Origin of the sequence: Caballeronia catudaia (assembly GCF_001544755.2) — a bacterium.
In the GTDB taxonomy this organism is placed as follows: domain Bacteria; phylum Pseudomonadota; class Gammaproteobacteria; order Burkholderiales; family Burkholderiaceae; genus Caballeronia; species Caballeronia catudaia.
On the sequence record NZ_FCOF02000007.1, the window covers coordinates 237,328 to 260,578 of the forward strand.

General features: G+C 63.5%; 26 protein-coding genes and 1 pseudogene. 11 read left to right on the top strand and 16 right to left on the bottom strand.

Annotated features, from left to right (window positions below):
• Positions 1-20 precede the first annotated feature (20 nt).
• Positions 21-1,427: a class II fumarate hydratase gene (gene fumC, locus AWB75_RS10655; protein WP_061124032.1), complete on the top strand. Its 1,407-nt coding sequence runs from the start codon at positions 21-23 to the stop codon at positions 1,425-1,427.
• A gap of 22 nt (positions 1,428-1,449) precedes the next feature.
• On the opposite strand, the gene AWB75_RS10660 is transcribed toward fumC, so the two are convergent.
• Both AWB75_RS10660 and AWB75_RS38080 read right to left on the bottom strand, forming a co-directional pair.
• Complete coding sequence (locus AWB75_RS10660; RefSeq protein ID WP_061124075.1) at positions 1,450-1,971, bottom strand: acyl-CoA thioesterase; 522 nt, start codon at positions 1,969-1,971, stop codon at positions 1,450-1,452.
• Positions 1,972-2,022: 51 nt separating this feature from the next.
• Complete coding sequence (locus AWB75_RS38080; protein ID WP_200822959.1) at positions 2,023-2,166, bottom strand: hypothetical protein; 144 nt, start codon at positions 2,164-2,166, stop codon at positions 2,023-2,025.
• A 135-nt stretch (positions 2,167-2,301) separates the two neighbouring features.
• On the opposite strand from AWB75_RS38080, the gene AWB75_RS10665 reads away from it, so the two are divergent.
• On the top strand, positions 2,302-3,066 hold the full coding sequence (locus AWB75_RS10665; protein WP_061124033.1) for an ArsR/SmtB family transcription factor: 765 nt from the start codon (positions 2,302-2,304) through the stop codon (positions 3,064-3,066).
• 22 nt (positions 3,067-3,088) lie between these two features.
• Here the strand turns inward: AWB75_RS10665 and AWB75_RS10670 are convergent, their stop codons facing one another.
• Positions 3,089-4,060, bottom strand: a complete 972-nt coding sequence (locus tag AWB75_RS10670; protein ID WP_061124034.1) for a thymidylate synthase — start codon at positions 4,058-4,060, stop codon at positions 3,089-3,091.
• A gap of 150 nt (positions 4,061-4,210) precedes the next feature.
• Positions 4,211-5,590: a sigma-54 dependent transcriptional regulator gene (locus AWB75_RS10675; RefSeq protein ID WP_061124035.1), complete on the bottom strand. Its 1,380-nt coding sequence runs from the start codon at positions 5,588-5,590 to the stop codon at positions 4,211-4,213.
• A gap of 655 nt (positions 5,591-6,245) precedes the next feature.
• On the opposite strand from AWB75_RS10675, the gene AWB75_RS10680 reads away from it, so the two are divergent.
• Positions 6,246-6,440, top strand: a complete 195-nt coding sequence (locus AWB75_RS10680; RefSeq protein WP_061124076.1) for a hypothetical protein — start codon at positions 6,246-6,248, stop codon at positions 6,438-6,440.
• 102 nt (positions 6,441-6,542) lie between these two features.
• The gene (locus tag AWB75_RS10685; protein ID WP_061124036.1) at positions 6,543-7,034 is read left to right on the top strand and encodes a dihydrofolate reductase; all 492 of its coding nucleotides are present in this window, start codon (positions 6,543-6,545) and stop codon (positions 7,032-7,034) included.
• Positions 7,035-7,097: 63 nt separating this feature from the next.
• Here AWB75_RS10685 and pmbA read toward each other — a convergent pair whose 3' ends face one another.
• Positions 7,098-8,468, bottom strand: a complete 1,371-nt coding sequence (pmbA, locus tag AWB75_RS10690; RefSeq protein WP_061124077.1) for a metalloprotease PmbA — start codon at positions 8,466-8,468, stop codon at positions 7,098-7,100.
• Between the two features lie 213 nt (positions 8,469-8,681).
• Here pmbA and yjgA point away from each other — a divergent pair, with 213 nt between their 5' ends.
• Together yjgA and mog are read left to right on the top strand one after the other, a co-directional pair.
• On the top strand, positions 8,682-9,290 hold the full coding sequence (gene yjgA / locus AWB75_RS10695; RefSeq protein ID WP_061124037.1) for a ribosome biogenesis factor YjgA: 609 nt from the start codon (positions 8,682-8,684) through the stop codon (positions 9,288-9,290).
• On the top strand, positions 9,241-9,882 hold the full coding sequence (gene mog, locus AWB75_RS10700; protein WP_200822960.1) for a molybdopterin adenylyltransferase: 642 nt from the start codon (positions 9,241-9,243) through the stop codon (positions 9,880-9,882). The genes yjgA and mog overlap by 50 nt, the downstream gene beginning before the upstream one ends.
• On the opposite strand, the gene orn is transcribed toward mog, so the two are convergent.
• Positions 9,883-10,497, bottom strand: a complete 615-nt coding sequence (orn, locus tag AWB75_RS10705; RefSeq protein WP_061124039.1) for an oligoribonuclease — start codon at positions 10,495-10,497, stop codon at positions 9,883-9,885. It lies immediately after the preceding gene.
• A 110-nt stretch (positions 10,498-10,607) separates the two neighbouring features.
• Here orn and AWB75_RS10710 point away from each other — a divergent pair, with 110 nt between their 5' ends.
• The 3 genes from AWB75_RS10710 to AWB75_RS10720 are packed head-to-tail and all read left to right on the top strand — an operon-like array spanning position 10,608 to position 13,119.
• On the top strand, positions 10,608-11,876 hold the full coding sequence (locus AWB75_RS10710; protein ID WP_061124040.1) for a M48 family metallopeptidase: 1,269 nt from the start codon (positions 10,608-10,610) through the stop codon (positions 11,874-11,876).
• The gene (rsgA, locus tag AWB75_RS10715; protein WP_061124041.1) at positions 11,873-12,799 is read left to right on the top strand and encodes a ribosome small subunit-dependent GTPase A; all 927 of its coding nucleotides are present in this window, start codon (positions 11,873-11,875) and stop codon (positions 12,797-12,799) included. Before AWB75_RS10710 ends, rsgA begins: the two co-directional genes overlap by 4 nt.
• Positions 12,796-13,119: a putative signal transducing protein gene (locus tag AWB75_RS10720; RefSeq protein WP_061124042.1), complete on the top strand. Its 324-nt coding sequence runs from the start codon at positions 12,796-12,798 to the stop codon at positions 13,117-13,119. The genes rsgA and AWB75_RS10720 overlap by 4 nt, the downstream gene beginning before the upstream one ends.
• On the opposite strand, the gene AWB75_RS10725 is transcribed toward AWB75_RS10720, so the two are convergent.
• The 6 genes from AWB75_RS10725 to rpsP form a co-directional block, all read right to left on the bottom strand.
• A complete protein-coding gene (locus AWB75_RS10725; protein ID WP_061124043.1) occupies positions 13,120-14,058 on the bottom strand; it encodes a CobD/CbiB family protein in 939 nt (312 codons plus the stop codon).
• A 120-nt stretch (positions 14,059-14,178) separates the two neighbouring features.
• Positions 14,179-14,838: a CoA pyrophosphatase gene (locus tag AWB75_RS10730; protein WP_061124078.1), complete on the bottom strand. Its 660-nt coding sequence runs from the start codon at positions 14,836-14,838 to the stop codon at positions 14,179-14,181.
• A gap of 145 nt (positions 14,839-14,983) precedes the next feature.
• Complete coding sequence (gene rplS, locus AWB75_RS10735; RefSeq protein WP_061124044.1) at positions 14,984-15,373, bottom strand: 50S ribosomal protein L19; 390 nt, start codon at positions 15,371-15,373, stop codon at positions 14,984-14,986.
• A gap of 128 nt (positions 15,374-15,501) precedes the next feature.
• Positions 15,502-16,272 (bottom strand): tRNA (guanosine(37)-N1)-methyltransferase TrmD, encoded by a 771-nt coding sequence (gene trmD / locus AWB75_RS10740; protein ID WP_061124079.1) that lies wholly within the window; start codon positions 16,270-16,272, stop codon positions 15,502-15,504.
• A gap of 27 nt (positions 16,273-16,299) precedes the next feature.
• Positions 16,300-17,016 carry a ribosome maturation factor RimM gene (gene rimM / locus AWB75_RS10745; protein WP_061124045.1) on the bottom strand — a complete coding sequence of 239 codons (717 nt, stop codon included), beginning with the start codon at positions 17,014-17,016 and terminating at the stop codon, positions 16,300-16,302.
• A 53-nt stretch (positions 17,017-17,069) separates the two neighbouring features.
• Positions 17,070-17,324, bottom strand: coding sequence for a 30S ribosomal protein S16 (gene rpsP, locus AWB75_RS10750; protein WP_008342343.1), 255 nt, complete (start codon positions 17,322-17,324; stop codon positions 17,070-17,072).
• 260 nt (positions 17,325-17,584) lie between these two features.
• On the opposite strand from rpsP, the gene AWB75_RS10755 reads away from it, so the two are divergent.
• Positions 17,585-18,088 carry a TM2 domain-containing protein gene (locus AWB75_RS10755; RefSeq protein WP_061124046.1) on the top strand — a complete coding sequence of 168 codons (504 nt, stop codon included), beginning with the start codon at positions 17,585-17,587 and terminating at the stop codon, positions 18,086-18,088.
• Positions 18,089-18,092: 4 nt separating this feature from the next.
• On the opposite strand, the gene AWB75_RS10760 is transcribed toward AWB75_RS10755, so the two are convergent.
• A complete protein-coding gene (locus tag AWB75_RS10760; protein ID WP_061124047.1) occupies positions 18,093-19,220 on the bottom strand; it encodes a PA0069 family radical SAM protein in 1,128 nt (375 codons plus the stop codon).
• A gap of 68 nt (positions 19,221-19,288) precedes the next feature.
• Complete coding sequence (locus AWB75_RS10765) at positions 19,289-19,777, bottom strand: Lrp/AsnC ligand binding domain-containing protein (RefSeq protein WP_061124048.1); 489 nt, start codon at positions 19,775-19,777, stop codon at positions 19,289-19,291.
• Positions 19,778-19,910: 133 nt separating this feature from the next.
• Here AWB75_RS10765 and AWB75_RS10770 point away from each other — a divergent pair, with 133 nt between their 5' ends.
• Positions 19,911-21,203 (top strand): D-amino acid dehydrogenase, encoded by a 1,293-nt coding sequence (locus AWB75_RS10770; RefSeq protein ID WP_061124049.1) that lies wholly within the window; start codon positions 19,911-19,913, stop codon positions 21,201-21,203.
• 55 nt (positions 21,204-21,258) lie between these two features.
• Here AWB75_RS10770 and AWB75_RS10775 read toward each other — a convergent pair whose 3' ends face one another.
• Together AWB75_RS10775 and AWB75_RS36610 are read right to left on the bottom strand one after the other, a co-directional pair.
• Complete coding sequence (locus AWB75_RS10775; protein WP_061124050.1) at positions 21,259-23,049, bottom strand: acyl-CoA dehydrogenase; 1,791 nt, start codon at positions 23,047-23,049, stop codon at positions 21,259-21,261.
• A 106-nt stretch (positions 23,050-23,155) separates the two neighbouring features.
• A pseudogene (locus AWB75_RS36610) lies at positions 23,156-23,251 on the bottom strand (electron transfer flavoprotein subunit alpha/FixB family protein); the annotation flags it as partial.

Below are 23,251 nucleotides of genomic sequence, written 5' to 3' on the forward strand. Positions count from 1 at the left end.
TTTCGAGGGAATCTCAGGCCATGACACAGAACGCGAAGGGCGACGTACGGATGGAGAAGGACACGTTCGGTGAGATCGCCGTGCCGAACGGCAAGCTCTGGGGCGCGCAAACCCAGCGCTCGCTGCAGAACTTCAGGATTTCGACGGAAAAGCAGTCGCCGGAACTGATCACGGCGCTCGCGATCGTCAAGCACGCGGCCGCCGAAGTGAACGAAGAGCTGAAGGTGCTCGATGCGAAGAAGGCCAAGGCGATCATGCAGGCGGCCGAGGAAATCATCGACGGCAAGCATCCCGATGAGTTCCCGCTCGCCGTGTGGCAGACCGGCTCGGGCACGCAGACCAACATGAACCTGAACGAGGTGATCGCAAATCGCGCGAGCGAGATCATGGGCGGGCCGCGCGGCGAAGAGCGACTGGTTCATCCGAACGACGACGTGAACCGCGGACAGTCGTCGAACGACGTGTTCCCGACGGCGATGCACGTCGCGGCGGCGGTGGCGATTCACACGCATCTGATTCCGTCGCTGAAGACGCTGCGCGATACGCTCGACAAGAAAGCCAAGGCCTTCGACAAGATCGTGAAAATCGGCCGCACGCACCTGCAGGACGCGACGCCGCTCACGCTCGGCCAGGAGTTTTCGGGCTACGTCGCGCAGATCGATCAGGGCATCCGGCATGTCGAGGCGACGTTGCCGCATCTGTATCAGCTGGCGCAAGGCGGCACGGCGGTCGGCACCGGCCTGAACGCGCATCCGGAATTCGCGGCGAAGGTCGCGGCCGCGATCGGCAAGCTCACGAAGCTGCCCTTCGAGACCGCGCCGAACAAGTTCGAGGTGATGGCCGCCGCCGACGCGCTCGTCGCCGCGCATGGCGCACTGAAGACCGTCGCCGCGGGCCTGATGAAGATCGCCAACGACATCCGCTGGCTGTCGAGCGGGCCGCGCTGCGGGCTCGGCGAATTGTCGATTCCGGAGAACGAGCCGGGCAGTTCCATCATGCCGGGCAAGGTGAACCCGACGCAGTCCGAAGCCGTGACCATGCTGTGCTGCCAGGTCTTCGGCAACGACGTCGCGGTGAACTTCGGCGGCGCGAGCGGCAACTTCGAGCTGAACGTGTTCCGGCCGATGATCGCGCATAACGTGCTGCAGTCCGTGCGCCTGCTCGCGGACGGCGCGCGGAGCTTCAACGACAACTGCGCGGTGGGCATCGAGCCGAACGAGAAGCGCATCGACAGTCTGCTCAATGAATCGCTGATGCTCGTGACGGCGCTCAATCCGCACATCGGCTACGACAAGGCCGCGCAGATCGCGAAGAAAGCGCACAAGGAAGGCACGACGCTCAAGGCCGCCGCGCTCGCGCTCGGGTATGTGACCGAGCAGCAGTTCGACGAGTGGGTCAAGCCGGCCGATATGGTGGGGAAGAAGTAGGTCCCTGGAAACGCGGCGGGGCCTAGACCTTCCCCGCCGCCACTTCCTCCGGCTTCAACTCGACGATCGCATCGAGCGCATCCTTCACGTCCATCGCGTATTTGGCGAGCCGCTTTTCTTCTTCCGTCTCCGGCACGAACGAAGGCACGGGCGTGGGCTGCCCTTGCTCATCGACGGCGACGAACACCATCAGGCAATCGGTCGTCTGCTGCAACTCGCCGACTTTCGGATCGCCCGCATGCACGGAGATGTGGATATGCATGCTGGTGCGCCCGGTCGAAACCACGCGCGCGCGCAATTCCACCAGATTGCCGACGAGAATCGGCCGCCGGAAACGGATATTGCCGACGCTCACCGTCACCGCATAGCGGCCGGACCACATCGCGGCGCAAGCGTAAGCAGTTTCGTCGATCCATTTCATCAGCGCGCCGCCATGCACCTTGCCGCCGAAGTTGACGGAAGTGGGCTCGGCAAGAAAGCGGAAGGTGGTTTCGGCGCGGCTTTTCGGGACCGCGGGAATGGGAGCTGAAGTGGGCGTGTTCATGGGCGTCATCGTTGGAGGCATGTGACGCCGATTATACGAAGCGAAAATTCGCTAGTCGTGAACGGTGATGCCCCGATCGATCGTGCCGTACATCGTGATGCTGCCGCCACCGCCCGCCGATGACGACGGCGCGCCGGCGCATCCCGCGCACAGCATCAGCGCGCCCAGCACGCTGGCAAATAAGAATCTGGTCATGACGATTACCCCGCTGCTTCGGACGTGCAAGCGGTCATTCTAGCGCCTGCCTCGCGCATCGACATTTCGGCGCGCGGTGAAACATCGGTTGCGATGGCGCGCTAGCATGAATGGATCGATAAAAAGGATATCGCCATGAATTCCCTGCTCGACGACACTGGCTCGCGCGCACGCCATTTTCCCGGCCTGTCGCGCATCGGCGCGCTGATTGCCGATCCGGGCCGCGCCGCGATGCTCTGGTCGCTGATGGACGGCACCGCGCGCCCGGCCGGCGAACTGACGATGATCGCGGGGCTGTCGCCGTCGGCGGCGAGCGGCCATCTCGCGCGGCTGACCGAAGGCGGCCTGCTCGCGCTCGAAGTGAGCGGGCGGCACCGCTACTACCGCATTGCGACGCCGGATATCGCCGCCGCCATCGAAGCGCTCGCCAATCTCGCACGGGCGAGCGCGCCGCAACGCGCGCCGGAACGTCCGCCTTCCGCCGTGCCGGTGGAAATGCGCTTCGCGCGCACGTGCTACGACCACCTCGCGGGCGAACTGGCCGTGCAAATTTTCGACCGGATGATCGCGCGCAACTGGCTCGCCGCCGCCGATGAACCCAGCCAAACACAAACGCACGGCCCCGCCGCGCTCGACGCGACGCCGGAAGGCGCGCAGGCGTTCGCCGAACTCGGCATCGACCTGAAGGCGGAGCGCGCTCGGCGTCGCCGGTTCGCGTGTACGTGCATCGACTGGAGCGAGCGCCGGCCGCATCTGGGCGGCGCACTCGGCGCGGCGTTTCTGGAAGCGTGCGAGTCGCACGGCTGGATCGAGCCCACCGCGAAGCGCCGCGTGCTGCGCGTGACGCCGGCGGGGCATCGGCATTTCGAAGACTTTCTGGCGGCGCGTCGAGCGCAGTAGAGCTTGTTACGCGCGCCTGCGCCTACACCGCCATCGGCGCGGTAAGCGGCTCGTGGTGTTTGTACCCTTCGAGCGCGAAATCCTTCGGCTCGATTTTCTCCAGCCATTCCGGCTCGTAGCGCTTCGTAACCGCGTAATCCGGCACGCGATCCGAGATGATGAGCTGCGGCGCCGGCAACGGCTCGCGCTTCAGTTGCTCGTGCAGCATGCCGAGCTGGTTCTCGTAGATATGGGCATCGCCGATGAAGTAGGTGAACCAGCGCGGCGTGTACCCCGTCAGCCTGCCGACGAGATGCAGAAGCGCCGCGCCCTCGGTCAGATTGAACGGCGTGCCGAGCCCGACATCGTTGCTGCGAATGTACAGGCACAGCGAGATTTCGCGTGTCGTCGCGTTCGGGATGAATTGATACAGCAGATGGCACGCGGGCAGCGCGATCTCGTCGAGCTTCGCCGGGTTCCAGGCATGAAACAGAATGCGCCGGTCGGTCGGGCGCTCGATGATGGTGTCGAGACACTGGCGCAACTGATCGATCGCCTTGTACAGCAACACCTGCTCGCGCCCGTTTTCGACGAAGCTCGTCACGAGCTGAAAGCCGCGATTGGTGGCGTCGGAGATCTGATCGTTCGCGCCGGCGTCGATCAGCTTGTACGCAGGCCATTTGCGCCACTGCACGCCGTAGACGTCGCCGAGGTCGTCGGGCCCTTGCCGGTACGGATTTTCGAGCCATTGCGGGTTTTCGTTCGCGTTGGCGTCCCAGACCTTGCAGCCGAGCGCGCGAAAATCCGCGGCGCTCTTCGACGCACGCAGAAAGCCCACCAGTTCGCCGATCGCCGATTTGAACGCGAGCTTTTTCGTGGTCACGGCCGGGAAGCCCTGCTGCAGGTCGAAGCGCAGCATCGCGCCGGGAATGCTGATCGTGCGGATACCCGTGCGGTTTTCCTGCCAAGTGCCGGTATCGAGAATCGTCTGGACGAGCTCGAGATACTGTTTCATTCGATGTTCCCTGGGGTTTGCTGCGTGCCCTCGCGAACGGAAGGCGTAAACGACAGATTTTAGCAAGTGCGGGGGACGGGCGCTTAATGCAGCGGCACGAAAAAACGGGCGCCCCGAAGCGCCCGTTTCGTGAAATGCCGAGCGATGGCATCAGCCGCGCGTGGCGTGCTCCGACGGCGCATCGACTTCGATATGACGCATGCCGTGCGCCGACAGCAGGCGATACAGCGTCACGCGCGAAATGCCCAGTTCGTGCGCCGCGTCGCCGAGACGTCCGCGATGCCGCAGCAAGGCCAGTTCGATCGCCTGCCGCTCAGCCGCCTCGCGCGCCTGCGCGAGCGACACCGGCGCCACTTCGACATATTCGCCGAGTTCGAGATCGCGGGCGGTGATCTGACGCCCTTCCGACATCACGATCGCGCGCCGCACGCGGTTGATGAGCTCGCGCACGTTGCCCGGCCAGCCGTAGTTGTGGATCGCGGCGATCGCGTCGGGCGAAAAGCCGCGCAGACGCCGGCTCGCGTCCTTCTTGAAGCGGTCGAGCATGTGCTTCGCAAGCAGTTCGATGTCCTTGCCGCGCGCACGCAGCGGCGGCTCGTCGATCTGCAGCACGCAGAGACGGTGATACAAGTCCGCGCGGAACCGGCCTTCGATCATCGCGGTCTGCATGTCGACGTGCGTCGCCGAGATGATGCGCACATCGACGGGCGTCGAGCCGTGCCCGCCGAGCCGCTCCACCTTGCGCTCCTGCAGGAAGCGCAGCAGGCTCGCCTGGCTTTCGAGCGGCAGGTCGCCGATTTCATCGAGGAAAAGCGTGCCGCCGTTAGCCGCTTCCACGCGCCCGATTTTGCGCTGATTCGCGCCTGTAAATGCGCCGCGCTCGTAGCCGAAGAGCTCGGATTGAAGCAGATGCGCGGGGATCGCGCCGCAGTTGATCGCGACGAACGGCTGATCGCGGCGCGCCGAACGCTCGTGAATGGCGACCGCCGTCAGTTCCTTGCCGGTGCCGGATTCGCCTGAAATGAACACGGGCGCGTCGGTCATCGCGACTTTGCGGATCGAGCGGAAGAGCGCGAGCATCGCGTCGCACGAACCGACCATCTCACCCTCGGCGCGGCCTTCGCTGCGTGCGTCGTTCGACGCGGCGTCGTGCAGCGCGACCATGCCATACGCATGTCCGACGGAATCGACGATGCGGTCGTTCGACGTCGGCAACGTCACGTAGTCGAAGCAATAGTCGCGGATCAGGCGCCGGACGGCGGCGTCTTCCAGTTGTCCGGCAACGGTGGTCGCGACCCAGCCCACGTTGGTCATCGTCAGCGACGATTCGAACGCCGCCAGTTCATGAGATTCGAAATGACTCGACAGATCCAGCAGCCCCCCGGTCGCCAGATCGCTTCGCAATGCCTTGCGCGTGTCGCGTGCACTCGCGACGATCTCGATGTGCCAGCCGCGCTCCTCGAATCGCGCGCATAACGTCTCGTCTGGATCGCGAGTCACATAGATAAGTTGCCGCCGAGCGACGTCCATTATTCAGATCCTTTGTTCAACATTCGTTGAAAAGGTCACGTAGTTCAGGCTCGCGCTACATCGCAGACTTCGTTGCCCTCGCACGTTTGCGGAAAACGTCTGAGAGGGAGTTGCCATTCGATACGTCGCCCCCGGGGACACGGCGCGATACAACGCGCGCGCCTTCCACGAAACCCTTTATGTCTGATTGTGTGCTGTTTTTGAGAGACTACTATAACCCAGAAGCCCCGGAAACAAATATCGCGGGAAGCGCCGTATCAGCCACAAAAGCTTGACAGGACGGGCCGGACGTGAATTTCTCACACGATTATTTAAAGCTTTGCGCACAATTTAATAAGACAAAATCTTATACCGCTTTCGCGAGAAATTCATGTTTTTCTGCCTTTGTGTTTCAGCGGTGAAACGTTTACGCGCGGATTTTCGCACCGTCCTTTCGACCAATTCCGAAGAACCGTTACCCGGCAACGGATTCGAGGCGGTGGCACATATTTCGCTATTTTAATCTTACCGGAAGGTAAGAAATTCCCTGCATCGAACGAGCGTTCGTATTCGACTCGACATTTGATTTTAGTAATTCGTTCTTACCGGTCGGACAATTACTTTATTTCCGGATTTTTCATGTCCGGGAATAGTTACCTTGGATTATGTGGTCACGATGGCTCTCGACAGTTCATTCACGCGCGACGACGCTTCCGCCGCGCATCAAAAAGGCGATGACGCCGACGAAGCGGGCTGCGCGCCCGCCGCGCGTCCAACGGCCTCGGGGATCAGCGTCAGGTTGTGGGACGAAATAGCGCCCGCGCCTTCCGATGCGCAACCGCCGCTGGAAGACGAATCGCCCGAGGCGTGAATCGCGCGCCGCGCCGGGGTGCCGGCCGGAACGGAAGTGTCGGTTAGAATCGGGGCCCGGCGGCGCGGCCCGCGCGCGCCAGTTTGCCCGACCTCATTTTCCATGACGACGCTGACCCTGATCGTCGCCCGCGCGCGCAATGGCGTGATCGGACGCGACAACCAACTGCCCTGGCGCCTGCCCGAGGACCTTGCCTTCTTCAAGCGAACGACGATGGGCGCGCCCATCATCATGGGCCGCAAGACGCATGAATCGATCGGCCGGCCGCTGCCCGGGCGGCGCAATATCGTCGTGTCCCGCGATGCCTCGCGGCGCTACGACGGTTGCGATGTCGTGACGAGCCTCGACGCCGCGCTCGCGCTGGCGCCCGCCGACGAAGCGTTTCTGATCGGCGGGGCGCAGTTGTACCGCGATGGCTTCGAACGCGCGAACAGGCTGATCGTCACCGAGATCGACGCCGACTTCGACGGCGACACGCGCTTTCCCGCGCCGGACCCGGCGCACTGGCGGGAGGTGTCGCGTGAGACACACCACGCCGCGCCGCCGAACGCGTTCGATTTCGCGTTCGTCACTTACGAGCGCATCGGCAACTGAAAAAAGAAAGGCCCAGGACACGTCCTGGGCCTTCGCAATTTCGTACGGCACGAAGGGCGCGGCTTACTGCCCCGCGACCGTCATCCGCTCGATCAGCACTGAGCCGATTTCTTTGGTGCCGCGCACGACCGTATCCGCGCCGATCGCCTCGATATGGCGGAACATTTCCTGCAACGTGCTCGCCACCGTGATTTCCTCCACCGCGTGCACGATCTTGCCGTTCTCGACCCAGAAACCCGATGCGCCGCGCGAGTAATCGCCCGTCACGTAGTTGACGCCCTGGCCCATCAGTTCGGTCAGCAGCAGGCCCGTGTCGAGCTTCTTCAGCATCGCTTCGAAATCGTCCTCGGGCTTCGTGTGCCGGCTCTTCATCGTGAGATTGTGCGAACCGCCGGCGTTGCCGGTCGTCTGCATGCCGAGTTTGCGCGCCGAATACATCGACAGGAAATAGCCCTGCACGATGCCGTCCTCGACCACGTTGCGCCGCTGCGTGCGCACGCCTTCCTCGTCGAACGGCGCGCTGCCCATGCCGCCCCTCACGTGCGGATCCTCGACGATCTGGATATGCGGCGCGAACACCGGCTTGCCGAGACAGTCGACGAGAAACGAGGTCTTGCGATACAGCGCTCCGCCGCTCACCGCCTGCACGAACGAGCCGAGAATGCCGGCCGCGAGCGGCGCCTCGAACAGCACGCGGCACTTGCGCGTGTCGAGGCTCCTCGCGCCAAGACGCGCGAGCGCGCGTTCGGCCGCGTAACGCCCCACCGCTTCCGGCGCGGCGAGACCGGCGGCGTCGCGTTTCGACGTATACCAGTCGTCGCGCTGCATGTCGCGGCCGGTCGCGGCGATCGGCGCGCACGAAATGTAATGCCGCGAGTACGGATAACCCGCCATGAAGCCGCGCGAGGTGGCCAGCACGAACTGCGAATGCTGCGCGGAGACGCTCGCGCCTTCCGAGTTGGTCACGCGCTTGTCGACGGCGAACGCGGCGGCTTCGGCGCGGCGCGCGATCTCCGCGGCTTCTTCCGCGTCGATGTCCCACGGGTGGTAGAGGTCGAGATCCTGCGGCGCCCTTTCCAGCAGTTCTTCATCGGCGAGACCCGCGGCGCTGTCCTCGGCCGTGAAGCGCGCGATGTTGTACGCGGCCGCGACCGTGTCGCGCAGCGCGTCGCGCGTGAAATCCGCGGTGCTCGCATTGCCGCGCTTCTTGCCGATGAACACCATCACGCCGACCATCTTGTCGCGATTGTGCTCGATGGTTTCGACATCGCCGCGCCGCACGCTCACCGACAGGCCATCGCCTTCGGAGATTTCGGCGGCGGCATCGGTCGCGCCGAGTTCCTTCGCATAGCGCAGGATGTCGGAGGCGATCTCCTTCAGCTCGTCCTGCGTATGCGGGAAGTAGCGTTGCTTGACGTCCATGTCTGCTGCCATTTTGAGTTGCCTTTGGAAGTCGGGCGGCGTGCGCCCGCGCATGTCGTGGTTGCTTCGGAATTCCCGGCCGATGCGCCCGCGACCGGTCGCGAAACAGCGGGATTGGCTATCACGCGATCATAGCAAGGACCGCGTGCATTCACCCGCCAAGCTTCGTCGCACGATGTTGGCGGCAGGCTCAGGCACGGTGCGAGCGCAAGCTACAATGTCGGGATGAACCGTAAAACCCGCATCCAACCGATCGATTCCGGCCGCGACGACGCGCGCGAGCCCGACGAAAACGGCTACGACCGTCCGAGCAAATCCCAGCTCAAGCGCGACATGCACGCGCTGCAGGAGCTGGGCGAAGCGCTCATCGCATTGCCGAAAGACGCGCTGAAAAAGATGCCGATGCCCGAGCATCTCGACGACGCCGTGCGCGAGGCGCGCCGCATCACCGATCACGAAGGCAAGCGCCGTCAGGTGCAATACGTCGGCAAGCTGATGCGCTCGCTGGCCGAAAACGAAGTCGCGGCGCTGCGCACCGCGCTCGATACGCATCGCGGCGTGAACAAGAGCGAGACCGCGCGCCTTCACTGGATCGAACGCACGCGCGAGCAACTGCTCGCCAGCGACGACGCGCTCACCAAGTTCATCCGCAACCATCCGGGCGTCGATCCGCAGGAAGGCCGCACGCTGATCCGCAACGCGCGCAAGGAGCGCGAGCAGCAGAAGCCGCCGCGCTACTACCGCGAACTGTTCCAGTGGATCAAGAACGCCGCGGGCGCGGACGATGACGACATCGAAGACGACGAGGACGAGCGCGATGACGACGGGCAATGAGCTGTTGGTCGGATTGGTGTCGATCAGCGATCGCGCGTCATCCGGCGTGTATGAGGACAAGGGCTTGCCGTCGCTGCAAGACTGGCTCGGCGCAGCGCTCACGACGCCGTTTCGCGCCGAAACGCGCCTGATCCAGGACGACGCCGCGACCATTTCCGCGACGCTCGTCGAACTGGTCGATACGGTCGGCTGCGATCTCGTGCTGACGACCGGTGGCACCGGCCCGTCACGCCGCGATGTGACGCCCGAAGCGACGCTCGCCATCGCCACGAAGCCGATGCCCGGCTTCGGCGAGCAGATGCGCCAGATCAGCCTGAATTTCGTGCCGACGGCGATTCTTTCGCGGCAGGTCGCGGTGATTCGCGAGACGGCGGATCACGCCGCGCTCATCATCAACCTGCCGGGGCAGCCGAAGTCGATCAAGGAGACGCTGGAAGGTTTGAAGGACGCGGACGGCAAGACGAAAGTGCCGGGCATCTTCGCGGCGGTGCCGTACTGCATCGACCTGATCGGCGGGCCGTATATCGAAACGCGGCCGGAAGTGGTCGCCGCGTTTCGTCCGAAAAGCGCGATCCGTCCGCCGAAAAGCTGATCAGACAGCGGGCGCCGACGGAATCAGGAAGTGCTCGCGGTAGTACTTGAGCTCGTCGATGGACTCGTGGATATCCGCGAGCGCCGTGTGCATCGCGCGCTTCTGGAACCCCTTGTAGATCGCCGGCTGCCAGCGGCGGCACAGCTCCTTCAGCGTGCTGACGTCGAGATTGCGGTAATGGAAGAACGTCTCGAGTTCCGGCATCCAGCGCGCCATGAAGCGGCGGTCCTGGCAGATGGAGTTGCCGCACATCGGCGACTTGCCGGGCGGCACGTATTGCCCGAGAAAATCGCGAATCTGGCGCGTGGCCTCGGCTTCGTCCACTGTCGATGCCTTCACGCGCTCCGTCAGCCCCGAGCGGCCGTGCGTGTTTCGGTTCCACTCGTCCATGCGGGCCAGCGTCTCGTCCGTCTGATGAATCGCGAGCACCGGGCCTTCCACCATTTTGTCGAGCGTCGAATTCGTCACGACCACCGCGATCTCGATGATGCGGTCGTTGACAGGATCGAGACCGGTCATCTCCATGTCGAGCCACACGAGATTCATGTCGCTGCGCACCGGAACAGTTTCAGCGGATTCGTGCGCGGGTTCGGGCGCTGCGGAGATGTCGGTCATGAGCGAAACCTGAGAAATAGGAAAAGCCGCTGTCGGCGCCTTGCAGGATCTGACGGCGGCGGCACGGCCAAGAACCTATAATTCTCGCATAGTCCCATCGGAATGCCCGGATGACCAACCTTACTCTCGCCTTCTCGACGATCTTCGTCGTCGCCCTGGTCGCAATGGTCTCGACCAAGCTCTGGCTCGCGTCGCGTCAGATCCGCTACGTCGCCGCGCATCGCAACGGCGTGCCCGCGCAATTCTCCGGCACGATTCCGCTCGCCGCGCACCAGCGCGCCGCGGACTACACCGTCGAGCGCACGCGCCTCACGATGATCGAAGTCGTCACGAGCGCGGTCGTGCTCGTCGCGCTCACGCTGCTCGGCGGCGTCCAGGCGCTCGACATCGGCATCACGGACTGGCTCGGCCGCGGCTATCTGGGGCAGATCGCGCTGGTGGCGTCGGTCATCGCGATCACGAGCGTGATCGACTTGCCGTTCGACTACATCCGGCACTTCGTGATCGAGGAAAAGTTCGGCTTCAATCGCATGTCGAAAAAGCTCTTTTTCGTCGATCTCGTGAAGGGCGCCGTGCTCGCGACCGTGATCGGCGCGCCGCTTCTGCTGCTCACGCTCTGGCTGATGGACCGCGCCGGCACGTACTGGTGGCTCTGGACGTGGATGGTGTGGATCGCGTTCCAGTTGCTCGCGATGGTCATGTATCCGACCTTCATCGCCCCGCTCTTCAACAAGTTCGAGCCGCTCAAGGACGAAGCGCTCGTCGCGCGCATCACGAATCTGATGTCGCGCACCGGCTTCGCGGCCAAAGGCCTCTTCGTGATGGACGGCAGCCGCCGTTCGGCGCACGGCAACGCGTATTTCACCGGCTTCGGCGCGGCGAAGCGCATCGTCTTCTTCGATACCTTGCTCGCGCGCCTTTCCGGCAGCGAAATCGAAGCGGTGCTCGCGCACGAGCTCGGCCACTTCAAGCGCCGTCACGTGCTGAAGCTGATGATCGTCATGTTCGGCATCAGCCTCGCGATGCTCGCGCTGCTCGGCTGGCTCGTGCAGACGACGTGGTTCTACGAAGGGCTCGGCGTGCGGCCATCGCTCGTCGGCAGCAATAACGGGCTCGCGCTCGTGCTCTTCATGCTCGTGCTGCCCGTTTTCATGTTTTTCATCACGCCGCTCGGCAGCCTGACCTCGCGCAAGAACGAGTTCGAAGCCGACGCCTTCGCCGCCAGCCAGACCGATCCAAAGGATCTCGTGAACGCACTTGTGAAGCTCTACGAGGACAACGCATCGACGCTCACGCCCGATCCGATCTACACCGCGTTCTATTACTCGCATCCGCCCGCCTCGCAGCGCATCGATCGCCTGATGCAGCACGCCGCATGACGCGCGGCTTGAAGCGGTCGGACGCACAGGCGCGTCTCGAAGGCACCGTGATCGCGGCGCATGGGCGGCACTATCTCGTCACGCCGGAAGACGGCGCCGCGATGCTGCAGTGCTTTCCGCGCGGCAAGAGGAGCGAGGTGGCTGTCGGCGATCGCGTGATCTACGAGCAGTCGTCGGCGGATCAGGGCGTGATCGTCGAAATCGGCGAGCGGCGCAATCTGCTCTATCGCTCGGATCAGTTCAAGTCGAAGCTCTTCGCCGCGAATCTCGATCAACTGCTGATCGTGCTCGCGACCGAACCGCATTTCAGCGAGGACCTGCTCGGACGCGCGCTGATCGCGGCCGAAGCGCACGGGCTCGAATCGCTGATCGTGCTCAACAAGATCGACGTCGGAACCGCGCTGCCGCTCGCGCGCGAACGTCTCGCGCCCTATCGCGAGCTCGGCTACACGGTGATCGAGTTGTCGGCGAAGATGGCGCCCGGCGATGTCCACCCGCAACTCGACGCGCGCCTCAAGAATCGATCGACGATCCTGCTCGGCCAGTCGGGCATGGGCAAATCGACCCTCGTTAATCTGCTCGTCCCCGACGCGGACGCCGCGACGCGCGAGATCTCATCGGCGCTCAACAGCGGCCGCCACACGACCACGTTCACGCGTCTTTACGAGTTGCCGGGCGGTGGCGCGCTCATCGATTCGCCGGGTTTTCAGGAATTTGGCCTGCATCATCTGTCCGAAGGTCAGCTCGAACGCGCCTTCGCGGACTTCCGGCCGTATCTCGGCCATTGCCGCTTCTACAACTGCCATCATCTGCAGGAGCCGGGCTGCGCGGTGCTCGAAGCCGTCGAGGCCGGCAAGATTCGCCCGGAGCGCCACGCGCTCTATGCGCAACTCGTGCACGAAGCCAGCCAGATCGTTCGATGAAGCGGCTTACGCGTGCTCCCAACCTGATCACGGCGCAGCATTGGGTGAACGTGCTGGCGACGGCGGGCGTGCCGTGCGAACTGCACAATCGCTATCTGAACGGCGCGATGGGCGAGATTCCGGCGGATCAGTGCGCGCCGGAGATATGGATCGTCGACGATCGCGATGAAGCGCTGGCGATGCGCCTGATCGAGCGCGCGAGAACCGGGCCGGACGCGAACGCCCGCCCGTGGAAATGCAGGCAATGCGGGGAATGGCTGGAGCCGCAGTTCACCGTCTGCTGGCAGTGCCAGACGGCGCGCGATCCGCTCGACGACTGATCACGCCAGCCACACGGCGATGGTCAGCATCAGGAGCAGCAACATCCACAGGATCACGGCGCGCCACACGAGGCCCACGGCCGATTGCAGCGTGCGCGGCGTGCAGTCGTCGCCGACGGGCAGCGGGCTTGCATCACCGACGGCGAGCGCCTCGACCGACAGCGGCTCGGCGAGCGGCCCCGCGAGACGGGCACCGAGCGCGCCGCTGCCCGCCGCGAGCAGAACGCCTTCGTTGGCGTCCGGCCACTGGCGCGCGTGATTGCGCCAGGCGTAGATCGCATCCTCGAAATTGCCGACGATCGCGAAGCCGAGCGCGGTCAGGCGCGCGGGCACCCAATCGATGTAGAAGAACGCGCGCTGCGCAAACGACGAAAATTCGGCGGTGCGCTCCGGATTCGACTGCGACCATGCGCGCGCCAGATATTCCGCGATGCGATACAGCACCGCGCCCGCCGGGCCGACCGGAATCAGGAACCAGAAGAACACGCCGAACACATGCCGATGCGACGCGACCACCGCGTGAACCAGCGTATGCCGCACGATTTCGCTGACGGGCATGTCGACCGTATCCATGCCGGTCCACTCGGTTAGCACTTCACGCGCGCGCGGCACGTCGTCGTTGTTGAGCGCGAGATGAATGTCGGTGAAGTAGTGGCTGAACTGGCGAAAGCCGAGCGTGAAATACACGATCACCACGTTCCACAGAAACGCGAGAACGAAGTTGATCTGGTACAGCACGTAGTAGACGAGCCCGACGGCGAGCGTCCACGGCAGCACGACGATCAGCCACGCGACGAGGCCGTGCTTCTCCTTGCCGGCGTCGAATCCGTGCGCGGCCGATTCCGCATGATATTTAAGCAACGCCGAAACCGGATTGTGCGGCGACAGTGCGCGCACTTGCTCGATGATGAGAGCCAGCAATACGGAGAAAAAAGTCATGCGAAGCGCCGAAACGGTCGGATTAATTCGAGTTTCGCGTAACGATAGCACAGCGCCTGTCGCGTATCGCACGCGAAGTAATCGCGCGTGCGATTGCGGCAACGCGAACTTCCCGCGCCGTCACGCGCGAGCCGCGAGAAAGCGATAAAAATTGCGCAACATGCCGGCTGTTGCGCCCCAGATGAAATAAGGCGCCTTTCCTTCACCCGGCGAATAGGGCATGGCAAAAAAACGACGTTCGCCGCCTTCCCAGCGGAACACGCGCACTTCGTGATTCGCCGGATTCATGAGCCATGCGAGCGGCACTTCGAAAATATCGGCCACCTCGCGCGTATCGGCCTCGAGCGTAAACGGCGGATGGACCAGCGCGACCACCGGCGTCACCCGGAAGCCCGTGCCCGTCAGATAGTCGGGCATCGCGCCGACGATCTCGCAGTGCTCCGCGCTCAAGCCCACTTCCTCGTCGGCTTCGCGCAGCGCCGTGGCGGCGGCATCGGCGTCTTCGGGCTCACGGCGTCCGCCTGGAAAACTGATCTGGCCAGCGTGATCGGAAAGATGATCGGCGCGCTGCGTCAGCAGCACCGTCAGCCCGTCCTCGCGCAGAACGAGCGGCACGAGCACCGATGCGACGCGTGGATCGCCGCCGATCGCCTTGATGCGCTGCTCGGGCGCCTCCTGCGCCCATTCGAGCGTTTGCCCGAAGCGCGCGCGCAGGCCATCGGGCGTGAGCCGGTCGGACGGCACGGGCGGCAGCAATTCGCCCGTCGAGAGCACGGGCATGCGTTCGGGTTCGAGGATGCGTGGAGTGGAAGTCTTGCCGATGGACACGGGTCGGGAAAGAGGCTGGCGAAGCCTCAATTTGAACACACCAAAGAAAAAAGCACCCGGGAAGGGTGCTTTTTCCGTACTACGTCTGGCCGGACGCTTACTCTGCCGAAGCAGCAGCCTTGTCCTTGAACACCAGCTTTTCCTTGATGCGAGCCGACTTGCCCGAACGCTCGCGCAGGTAGTAGAGCTTCGCGCGACGAACGTCGCCGCGGCGCTTCACGACGATGCTCGCGAGCAGCGGCGAGTAGGTCTGGAACGTACGCTCGACGCCTTCGCCCGACGAGATCTTGCGGACGATGAAGTTCGAGTTCAGGCCACGGTTGCGCTTCGCGATGACGACGCCTTCGTAAGCCTGGACACGCTTACGCGTGCCTTCAACCACGTTCACGTTGACGATGACGGTATCGCCCGGCGCGAAGTCGGGGATGGTCTTCTCGCCCAGAACGCGTGCGATCTCTTCCTTCTCGAGTTGCTCAATCAGATTCATTACTGACTCCTTGTGCCATCTTGCCGGAGTTGTGTGCCTTCGATGCGTCAGGCCCCGGTAGAGGATGGGTTTGCTTCAGGCGCCGATACGGCTCGACGCCCCCATTTTCCCGCTCGTCCGCTCTCGGTCTATTGAGACTTCGACGCTTCCTTCGCGAGTTCTGCGAGCCACGCCTCGTCGGCACGGCTCAACATCTTGCTTTTGCGCGCCCGCTCGATCAGATCGGGCCGCTTGTCGAACGTATTGCGCAGTGCTTCGCGCCTGCGCCAGGCGTCGATTTCCTTGTGATGGCCGCCGAGCAGCACATCCGGAACGCGCACGCCTTCGTACTCTTCGGGCCGCGTGTAGTGCGGGCAGTCGAGCAACACGTCGACGAAACTGTCCTGCACCGCCGATTGCGCGTCGTTCAGCACGCCAGGCAACTGACGCACGACGGCGTCCATCAGCGCCATGGCTGGCAACTCGCCGCCCGACAGCACGAAATCGCCGAGGCTCACTTCTTCGTCTACTTCGCGGTCGATCAGGCGCTGATCGATCGCTTCGTAACGCCCGCACAGCAGCACGAGACCCGGTTCCTGCGCGAACCGCATCACGCGGTCGTGGTCGAGCTTCGCGCCTTGCGGCGACATCATCACGACACGCGTCGACGCAATGCCCTGTTCGCATTGCGCAGCCTTCGCCGCACGGATCGCGTCTTCCAGCGGACGCGCCAGCATGACCATGCCGGGGCCGCCGCCGTACGGACGATCGTCGACGGTGCGGTAGTTGTTCGTCGTGAAGTCGCGTGGATTCCACGTCCGCAAACCGAACCGCTGCTGCGATACCGCCCGGCTGGTGATGCCCCAGTCGGTCAGCGCGCGAAACATCTCGGGAAAGAGCGTCACGACATCGAACTGCATCGTGCTCTCTCCTTGCGTCGATGCCAATTAATAGTCGGCGTCCCAGTCGACGACGATACGCTTCGCCGCCCGATCCACCGTTTTCACGTACACGCCGACGAACGGAATCAACCGCTCGCCGGTGACTGGCTCGCCATCCTTGTTCGTACCCGGATACTCGATCCGCAGGATGGAATGCGCGCCGTTGTCGATCAGATCGGCGACGCGGCCCAAAGCCACGCCCGCCTCGTTTTCGACATCCAGGCCGATCAGATCGACCCAGTAGAATTCGTCTTTGTCGTCGAGCTTCGGAAAATCGCTGCGCGCGATATGCACCACGTGGCCCTTCAACGCTTCGGCGGCATTGCGATCGTCGCAACCGCCCAAGCGCGCCACAATGGTATCCGCGTGCACTTTCGACTGCATGCAACGCGCGGACTTGCGTTCACGGCCTTTCGTCAGCCACCAGCGTTTGGCCGTCAGCAGCGCGTCGCCGCCCTGCTTGCCGTTCGCGTGCGGCACGATCTTGACCCAGCCTTTGAGACCGTATCCGTCGGCGATGTAGCCGACTTCGACCGCGTCCTCGGGCAAGGCGTCGACCGTCTCGATGACGTCCTCCTTCGCAGCGCTCGAAACGTCGACCGCCACGCGGCGCGCGCCCGGCTTGCGGGCAAACGCGCCAAACGTGGCGGCACCTTCATCTTGCCCCGGCTTCGGTCGGCTGATGGCGCCGTCGCGGCCGTTTTGTGGATCACGCGCGGACATCAGCGAACCTTTGGGCAGTTTCGAGCGTTCGATGCAGCGTCGGCAGAGCGAGGTTAAGCAGCCGGCTGGGCTTGCTGAGCTTGCTTGACCAGGCGCTCGACGGTCGGCGACAGTTGCGCGCCAACGCCTTGCCAGTACGTCAGGCGATCTTGCGCGATACGCAGCGATTCGCCCTTGGTCGCGACCGGGTTGTAGAAACCCACGCGCTCGATGAAGCGGCCGTCACGGCGGCTACGCGAATCGGTTGCAACGATGTTGTAGAACGGGCGCTTCTTCGAGCCGCCACGAGCCAAGCGGATGATGACCATGCTGAAATCCTTGAAAACCGGGGTTCGGAACAACGAGAACAGGCGATTATAGCTGGAATCAGACGCCCGAACAAACACTTAACGCATTTTTTGGATGCGAGGCATCGTTCGCGACGAAGCGGCAGCGTTTCCGCATACCGAAAATCACGCCGATGCGGCAATGTACCTTTGGTGGCCCGCTTGGTCGTCGGCGTAGAATGGCAGACCGGCGGCGTCGGTTCATAGCCCTGCCCGCTTCCTTCTCACCACCGCTTTCGCTGATGACTTCCTCGTCCGTCGCCACGCAATCCGGCTCCAAGCCGGCCGGCAAGCAAGTCCCGCCCTATTTCCGCTCGAAGACGCTCACCGCGGCGCTCGCGTTCCTGTTCGGCTACATCGGGCTGCATCGCTTCTATCTGTACGGCATGCGCGACAAGTACGGCTGGGCGCATATCGTCGGCATTATTCTGGGCGCGTTCGGCTATCTGCTGCTCAAGGAAACAGAGCGTGCGTCGATGCTCGGCTGGGTGCTGGCGTTCCCGGGCGCGATCTCGCTGCTCGCGGCGTTTCTATCGGCGATCGTGTACGGGCTGCGCCCCGACGCCAAATGGGACGCTCAGTTCAACGCGCACACGGGCCGCAACAGCCGCTCCGGCTGGACGGTCATTTTCATCGTGATTTTCTCGCTGCTGATCGGCGCGTTCTTGCTGATGACCGGCCTCGCGCTCACGTTCCAGACGTATTTCGAGAGTCAGATCGAAGCGGCGAAAACGCTCTCGCAGTGAGCCGTCAGAAGAGATCGAGTTGCGGGCTGGAAGGCATCGCAACTCGCTTCGCGGGCCTCCGAAACTCCGACATATCCAGAATGCCGCGCTGACGCGCATTGAGACCGAGGCGCTTCGTCGCTTTCTGAAAGCGCTGTTTCAGCATGTCGGCCCACAGACCTTCGCCTTTCATGCGCGTCGAGAAGTTCGAGTCGTAGTCCTTGCCGCCGCGCATGTCGCGCACGCGGCTCATCACGCGATCCGCGCGATCAGGAAAATGCGCGGCGAGCCAGTCCTTGAAAAGCGGCGCGACTTCCCACGGCAAGCGCAGCACGATATAGCTCGCACTCGACGCGCCCGCCTCGGCGCACGCTTCCAACACACGCTCCAGATCCGGCTCCGTCACGAACGGGATGACCGGCGCGATGCTCACGCCCACCGGAATGCCGACCTCGGCGAGCGTGCGGATCGTGCGCAGACGCCGCGACGGCGTCGCCGCGCGCGGTTCGAGCGTGCGTGCGATATCGGCGTCCAGCGTCGTGACGGTGATGGCCGCCATCACCTGGCCGCGCTCGGCCATCGGCGCCAGCAGGTCGATGTCGCGCTCGATCAGCGATGACTTCGTGATCGCCGCGAACGGATGCCCGCAGTCGTGCAGCGTCTGAATCACGCGCCTCGTAAGCTGAAGATCACGCTCGACGGGCTGATAGGCGTCCGTGTTCACACCAAGCGCGATCGGCTCGGGTTCGTAATTTGGCTTTGCGAGTTCGCGCGCGAGCAATTCGGGCGCGTTGACCTTCGCGTAGATGCGGCTTTCGAAGTCGAGCCCCGGTGAGAGACCGAGATAGCTGTGTGTCGGCCGCGCAAAACAATAGATGCAGCCGTGTTCGCAGCCGCGATAGGGATTCAGCGAAACGGTGAACGGAATGTCCGGCGAACTGTTGCGCGTGAGAATGCTCTTCGCGCGCTCCTCGAAAACCTGCGTGCGCAGCGGCGGTGCGCCGCCCTCTTCGGAATCGCTGGTATGCAGCCAGCCATCGTCGACGCGTTCGCGCTCGTCTTTCTCGTAGCGGCCCTGAATGTTCGTGACCGCGCCGCGCCCCTTCAACGGAGCCGGCGGCGCGACAGGATATTCACGATCAGTCGATGACATTGCGACGAAATTCTACGTTTAGTACTGTACAAATATACAGTATAGACGCGCCGCCGCAAGCTAAAAGATCACGTTTCGACGAAGATTCTCAACGTCTCCTTGATCTCCTCCATCACGACATAGCTCTTCGACTGAACCGCGCCCGGCAACTGCAGCAGGATGTCGCCGAGCAGCTTGCGATAGTCCGCCATTTCGCCGATGCGCGCCTTGATCAGATAGTCGAAGTCGCCCGATACGAGATGGCATTCAAGCACTTCGGGAATCTTCTGCACTTCGCGCCGGAACTGCTCGAACATGTTACCGCTCTTGTGATCCAGCGTGATCTCCACGAAGACGAGCAACGCCGCGCCCAGTTCTGTGGGATTCACCCGCGCGTAATAGCCCGTGATGACGCCGTCGCGCTCCATGCGCTTCACGCGCTCGATGCAAGGCGTCACGGACAGTCCGACGCGCTCCGCCAGGTCCTTCATCGCGATGCGGCCGTCGTCCTGAAGAATGTTCAGGATCTTGTGATCGAGCTTGTCGAGCGCGCGGACCGGATTTCGCTGTGTTCGCATCGTGTTTTTCCTGAAAATCCACCAAATACAATAACTAAAACTGGCTTGATCTCAATACTATAGTCGATAACACTGGACCGGCGGAACGTAGCAGCATTCGCGAACTGTCCGGCGAAATCGAACCGGAGATCACATGCGAATCGTTATTCTTGGAAGCGGCGTCGTCGGCGTGACGAGTGCGTATTACCTTGCCCGCGCTGGCCACGAAGTCACCGTCATCGACCGTGAAGCCGGCCCCGCCCTGGAAACGAGTTTCGCGAACGCCGGACAGATCTCACCGGGCTACGCCTCGCCGTGGGCCGCGCCGGGCGTGCCGCTCAAGGCCGTGAAGTGGATGTTCGAGAAGCACGCGCCGCTCGCCATCCGCCTCGACGGCACGATGAACCAGTTGCAGTGGATGTGGCAAATGCTGCGCAACTGCACGCAGGACCGCTACACGGTCAACAAGGGCCGCATGGTGCGTCTTGCCGAATACAGCCGCGACTGCCTGCAAGCGCTGCGCGCCGACACCGGCATCAGCTATGAAGGCCGCACCGGCGGCACGCTGCAACTGTTCCGCACTCAGCAGCAATTCGACGGCGCGGGCAAGGACATCGACGTCCTGAAGGACGCCAGCGTGCCGTTCGAGCTGCTCACCGCCGATGAACTGAAGAAGGCCGAGCCCGCGCTCGCCGCCGTATCGCACAAGCTGACGGGCGGTCTGCGCCTGCCGAACGACGAGACCGGCGACTGCCAGATGTTCACGACGCGTCTCGCCGCAATGGCCGAAGCGCTCGGCGTCAAGTTCCGCTACAACACGTCGATCGACGCGCTCGCCGTCGCCAACGGCCGGATCGCGGGCGTGCACTGCGGCAAGGAACTGGTGACGGCGGATTCGTATGTCGTCGCGCTGGGTTCGTATTCGCCGAAGTTGATCGGCGACCTCGTCAAGATCCCGGTTTATCCGCTGAAGGGCTATTCGATCACCGCGCCGATCGTCGATGCAAACCGCGCGCCCGTTTCGACCGTGCTCGACGAAACGTACAAGATCGCGATCACGCGCTTCGACGACCGTATCCGCGTGGGCGGCATGGCGGAGATCGTCGGCTACGACAGGAAGCTGAAGCAGGCGCGCCGCGAAACGCTCGAAATGTGCGTGAACGATCTGTTCCCCGGCGGCGGCGACACCGCGAGCGCGACATTCTGGACCGGATTGCGCCCGATGACGCCGGACGGCACGCCGATCGTCGGCCGCACGCCGGTGCCTAACCTGTTCCTGAACACCGGTCACGGCACGCTCGGCTGGACGATGTCCTGCGGCTCGGGCCAGTTGCTCGCGGATCTGATGTCGGGCAAGCAGCCGGCTATCCGCGCGGACGATCTGTCGGTGCATCGCTATTTCGGCGATGTCGGCGTGAATCGTCGTCCGGGCTACGCGAACGCTTGAGTCTTTGCTGAGCTGATAAAAAAAACGGCGCCCTTCGAGGCGCCGTTTGTCGTTTTCAGAACTGATCTTCGCTCAACGCGAGCACCCCTTCGCTGCCCTTCGCGCTGACGATCGACGCCTCGATCCCCGGCGCGAGCGGCAGAATGTGCTCCGCGAAGAATTCGGCGGTCGCGATCTTCGCCGTGTGAAAGCGCTCGTCTTCCGAACGCTTCGCGTGCGAAACGAGCATCGCGCGCGCCATCTGCCAGCCGCACAACGTCATGCCCGCGAGCCGAAGATACGGCACGCTGCTCGCGAACACCGCATTCGGATCGCTCTTGAACTTCGCGATGACGAACTCGATCGAGCGCGCCAGCGACAGGCTCGCCGCGCTCAAATGCCGATGCATCGACTTGAACGGCTGGCCATCGACTTCCGCGAGTGCCGCGATGGTCTGATCGATCTGCGCTAGCAGCGCCTGCGCCGCGCGGCCGCCGTCGCGTACCGTCTTGCGGCCGACCAGATCGTTCGCCTGGATCGCTGTCGTGCCTTCGTAGATCGTCAGAATGCGCGCATCGCGATAATGCTGCGCCGCGCCGGTCTCTTCGATGAAGCCCATGCCGCCATGCACCTGCACGCCGAGACTCGCGACATCGATCGACATTTCCGTGCTGAAGCCCTTCACGATCGGCACTAGATACTCGTAGATCGCCTGATGGCTCCGGCGCGCGTCCTCGTCCGGATGTCCGTGCGCGAGATCGCTGTGCGCCGCCGCGACATACGCGAGCGCGCGGGCGCCTTCGGTGTAGGCGCGCATCGTCGCAAGCATGCGGCGCACGTCGGGATGATGGATGATCGTCACCGGCTCTTTCGCGCTGCCATCGACCGGACGGCTCTGCACGCGCTCCTTCGCATACGCGACCGCCTGCTGATACGCGCGCTCGGCGATCGCGACGCCCTGCATGCCCACTGCAAAGCGCGCCGCGTTCATCATGATGAACATGTACTCGAGACCGCGATTCTCCTCGCCGATCAGATAGCCGGTCGCGCCGCCGTGATCGCCGTATTGGAGCACGGCCGTCGGGCTGGCCTTGATGCCGAGCTTGTGCTCGATCGACACGCAATGCACGTCGTTGCGCGCGCCGGGCGAACCGTCGTCGTTGAGGAGGAACTTCGGCACGAGAAAGAGCGAAATGCCTTTGACGCCTTCAGGCGCGTCGGGCGTGCGCGCGAGCACGAGATGCACGATGTTCTTGGCCATGTCGTGCTCGCCGTACGTGATGAAGATCTTCGTGCCGAAGATCTTGTATGCGCCATCGGCTTGCGGTTCGGCGCGCGTGCGCACGAGCGCGAGATCGGAGCCGGCCTGCGGCTCGGTGAGGTTCATCGTGCCGGTCCATTCACCGGTGATGAACTTCGGCAGATAGCGCGCTTTCTGATCGTCGCTGCCCGCGGTGAGAAGCGCTTCGATGGCGCCATCGGTGAGCAGCGGGCACAACGCAAAGGACAGGTTCGCCGAGTTGAGCGCTTCGATGCACGGCGTCGCGATGAGCTTCGGCAAGCCCTGCCCGCCGAAGTCCGTGGGATGCACGACGCCTTGCCAGCCGCCTTCCGCGAACTGGCGAAAGGCGTCCTTGAAGCCGGGCGTCGTCGTGACTTCGCCGTTCGCCCACGCACTCGGATTGCGGTCGCCCGCCACATTCAGCGGCGCGATGACTTCGCCGCAGAAACGCGCGGCCTCCTCGACGACGGCCTGCGCCGTATCGAAGCTCGCGTCCTCGTGACCGGGCAGCGCGGCGATACGGTCGATATCCGCGAGTTCCTTCATGACGAACAGCATGTCCTTGATCGGGGCGCTGTAGCTCATTGTCCTGTCTCCTCCTTCATCGAATGTTCGGCGCAAAAAAAGGGCGCAACATTTGTCGCGCCCTTCGTTTTTATTTTTTGGCGAGTGTTCGACTCACACAGCGCGGTTAGCCGAGCTCTTTCACAAGTTCCGGCACGACCGTGAACAGATCGCCGACGAGACCGTAATCGGCCACGCTGAAAATCGGCGCTTCCGGGTCTTT